The sequence below is a fragment of the Oceanicella actignis genome, from assembly GCF_008124525.1.
Lineage (GTDB): Bacteria > Pseudomonadota > Alphaproteobacteria > Rhodobacterales > Rhodobacteraceae > Oceanicella > Oceanicella actignis.
The window spans coordinates 1-3,439 of the sequence record NZ_VNHJ01000025.1; the positions used below are offsets into that span (position 1 = coordinate 1).

1 tRNA gene and 2 rRNA genes are annotated in these 3,439 nt (G+C 58.9%); all 3 read left to right on the forward strand.

Annotated features, from left to right (window positions below):
- Positions 1-276 precede the first annotated feature (276 nt).
- The 3 genes from LY05_RS14900 (at position 277) to LY05_RS14910 (ending at position 3,357) form a co-directional block, all read left to right on the forward strand.
- Positions 277-3,054: ribosomal RNA gene (locus LY05_RS14900) — 23S ribosomal RNA — on the forward strand.
- A 72-nt stretch (positions 3,055-3,126) separates the two neighbouring features.
- Positions 3,127-3,241 (forward strand): 5S ribosomal RNA (gene rrf, locus LY05_RS14905).
- A gap of 39 nt (positions 3,242-3,280) precedes the next feature.
- Positions 3,281-3,357, forward strand: a tRNA-Met gene (locus tag LY05_RS14910).
- Positions 3,358-3,439: the final 82 nt, after the last annotated feature.

The following is a 3,439-nucleotide window of genomic DNA, read 5'->3' on the forward strand; positions in this document are numbered from 1 at the left end:
GGTCTCGTCGGACATTCGTTAGGACCTTTTGAAGGCGGATCGCCTTCGAGGTTTGACATCGTGAAGAGAGAGAAACACGAGAACGCCTTCCGGGCGGGCCCTTCTGGGGCGCGGCCGAGAAGGCGGTCTTTCCAAGTCAGAAAACACTGACCGGGTCCCCTGCCCTGGCCGACGGCCGTTGCGGGGGATCGGGAATGAGGACATCGACCGGAGGGGCGGCGACGCAGGGCCTTGCGAGAGGCCCGCGCAAAAGGGCGTCGTTCGACTTCCGGATCGGATCAAGCGCGAAAAGGGCGTTTGGTGGATGCCTTGGCGACAAGAGGCGATGAAGGACGTGGCACTCTGCGATAAGCCCGGGGGAGGCGAGAGCACCCTTTGATCCCGGGATCTCCGAATGGGGCAACCCACCTGACGTTCGGCCATTGACCGCTTCCGGCGGCCAATGGGCGAGCGAAGCAGGTACTTTGAGGCTGAATCCATAGGCTTCAAAGAGCGAACCCGGGGAACTGAAACATCTAAGTACCCGGAGGAAAGGACATCAATCGAGACTCCGTCAGTAGCGGCGAGCGAACGCGGACCAGGCCGTGCGGTTCAAAGAAGGCGAACAAGCTGGAAAGCTTGGCCAGAGCGGGTGACAGCCCCGTAGCCGTAAAGAGAACCGCCGTCAGAGTAGGGCGGGACACGTGAAATCCTGTCTGAAAATGGGGGGACCACCCTCCAAGCCTAAGTACTCCTTGTCGACCGATAGCGAACCAGTACCGTGAGGGAAAGGTGAAAAGCACCCCGACGAGGGGAGTGAAACAGATCCTGAAACCGGACGCCTACAAACAGCAGGAGGGCCTCGCGCCTGACTGCGTACCTTTTGTATAATGGGTCAGCGACTTGGTCTGCCGAGCAAGCTTAAGCCGATAGGCGTAGGCGCAGCGAAAGCGAGTCTGAACAGGGCGTTCAGTTCGGCGGATCAGACCCGAAACCGAGTGATCTAGGCATGAGCAGGCTGAAGGTGCGGTAACACGCACTGGAGGGCCGAACCCACATCCGTTGAAAAGGATCGGGATGACTTGTGCCTAGGGGTGAAAGGCCAATCAAACTCGGAGATAGCTGGTTCTCCGCGAAATCTATTTAGGTAGAGCGTCGCATGAACGCCCTCGGGGGTAGAGCACTGGATGGGTGATGGGGTCCCACAGACTTACTGAGCCTAACCAAACTCCGAATACCGAGGAGCGCTATGCGGCAGACACACGGCGGGTGCTAAGGTCCGTCGTGGAAAGGGAAACAGCCCTGACCAACAGCTAAGGCCCCCAATTCGTGGCTAAGTGGGAAAGCATGTGAGACGGCCAAAACAACCAGGAGGTTGGCTTAGAAGCAGCCATCCTTTAAAGAAAGCGTAACAGCTCACTGGTCTAGTCAAGCTGTCTTGCGGCGAAGATGTAACGGGGCTCAAGCCACGAGCCGAAGCTTTGGGTTCGTCCCTCGGGACGAGCGGTAGCGGAGCGTTCCATGTGCGGCGAAGGGTGTGGGCGACCTATCCTGGAGCGCATGGAAGTGAGAATGCTGACATGAGTAGCGATAAGGAGTGTGAGAGACACTCCCGCCGAAAGTCCAAGGGTTCCTGCTTAAAGCTAATCTGAGCAGGGTGAGCCGGCCCCTAAGGCGAGGCCGAAAGGCGTAGTCGATGGGAACCAGGTCAATATTCCTGGGCCAGGAGGATGTGACGGATCTCGGACGTTGTCAGGCCTTATCGGATTGGTCTGGCAGCCATGAGGTTCCTGGAAATAGCCCTCCATCAGACCGTACCCGAAACCGACACAGGTGGACTGGTAGAGAATACCAAGGCGCTTGAGAGAACTGCGTTGAAGGAACTCGGCAAAATGCCTCCGTAAGTTCGCGAGAAGGAGGCCTCCTTCCTGGGCAACCAGGGGGGAGGGGCACAGACCAGGGGGTGGCGACTGTTTACTAAAAACACAGGGCTCTGCGAAGCCGCAAGGCGACGTATAGGGTCTGACGCCTGCCCGGTGCCGGAAGGTTAAATGGAGGGGTGCAAGCTCCGAAATGAAGCCCCGGTAAACGGCGGCCGTAACTATAACGGTCCTAAGGTAGCGAAATTCCTTGTCGGGTAAGTTCCGACCTGCACGAATGGCGTAACGACTTCCCCGCTGTCTCCAACGCAGACTCAGCGAAATTGAACTCCCCGTGAAGATGCGGGGTTCCCGCGGTCAGACGGAAAGACCCCGTGCACCTTTACTACAGCTTCAGACTGGCATCAGGCGCGTGATGTGCAGAATAGGTGGGAGGCTTGGAAGCGGGGACGCCAGTTCCCGTGGAGCCGCCAGTGAGATACCACCCTTCATTCGCTTGATGTCTAACCGCGGTCCGTCATCCGGATCCGGGACCCTCTGTGGCGGGTAGTTTGACTGGGGCGGTCGCCTCCCAAAAAGTAACGGAGGCGCGCGATGGTGGGCTCAGAGCGGTCGGAAATCGCTCGTCGAGTGCAATGGCAGAAGCCCGCCTGACTGCGAGACTGACAAGTCGAGCAGAGACGAAAGTCGGCCATAGTGATCCGGTGGTCCCATGTGGAAGGGCCATCGCTCAACGGATAAAAGGTACGCCGGGGATAACAGGCTGATGATGCCCAAGAGTCCATATCGACGGCATCGTTTGGCACCTCGATGTCGGCTCATCACATCCTGGGGCTGGAGCAGGTCCCAAGGGTTCGGCTGTTCGCCGATTAAAGTGGTACGTGAGCTGGGTTTAGAACGTCGTGAGACAGTTCGGTCCCTATCTGCCGTGGGTGTTCGAGACTTGAGAGGAGCTGCCCCTAGTACGAGAGGACCGGGGTGGACGGACCACTGGTGGACCTGTTGTGGCGCCAGCCGCAGTGCAGGGTAGCTATGTCCGGACAGGATAACCGCTGAAGGCATCTAAGCGGGAAGCCCCCCTCAAAACAAGGTCTCGCATGAGAGCCGTGGAAGACCACCACGTCGATAGGCCGGAGATGCAAGCGCGGCGACGCGTTCAGTTGACCGGTACTAATCGCTCGATCGGCTTGATCCGATCCGGAAGCCGGACGAAATCCGGCCCCAACCTCTTCCCGAAAGACGCTCGTGGCTCGATGCGCTCCGCCGGTCTGGTGGTCAAAGCGCGAGGTAAACACCCGATCCCATCCCGAACTCGGAAGTTAAGACCCGTCGCGCCGATGGTACTGCGTCTCAAGACGTGGGAGAGTAGGTCGCCGCCAGACCTGCAGAGCGCATCAAAAAAACTCTCTCTTCACAGACACCGCGGGGTGGAGCAGCCCGGTAGCTCGTCAGGCTCATAACCTGAAGGTCGCAGGTTCAAATCCTGCCCCCGCAACCAACATACACACGCGTTCCCAAACGCTTGAACGCCGCCCTCCGGGGCGGCGTTCGCGTTTCCAACCCACGTGGAAGCACTGTGG